The organism is Pseudomonas agronomica, assembly GCF_025917275.1.
In the GTDB taxonomy this organism is placed as follows: Bacteria; Pseudomonadota; Gammaproteobacteria; order Pseudomonadales; family Pseudomonadaceae; genus Aquipseudomonas; species Aquipseudomonas agronomica.
The window spans coordinates 1-234 of the sequence record NZ_JAOSHO010001164.1; the positions used below are offsets into that span (position 1 = coordinate 1).

Sequence of the window (234 nt, forward strand, 5' to 3'; positions counted from 1 at the left end):
AGGTCGACTGGATCAAGGGCTGGGGCCATATCGATGGGCCCGGCAAAGTGACCGTCACCGGCGAAGACGGCACCAAGGTTGAACTGAGCGCCAAGGACATCATCATCGCCTCCGGCTCGGAACCGACGCCGCTGCCGGGCGTGGAGATCGATAACCGCCGCATCCTGGACTCCACCGGCGCGTTGTCCTTAGGCGAGGTGCCCCGGCATTTGGTGGTGATTGGCGCAGGCGTCA

General features: G+C 64.5%; 1 protein-coding gene. It reads left to right on the plus strand.

The annotated features are described in order from the left end of the window. On the plus strand, positions 1 to 234 hold a 234-nt coding region (locus tag OC610_RS29390), incomplete at both ends, for an FAD-dependent oxidoreductase (RefSeq protein ID WP_264433394.1).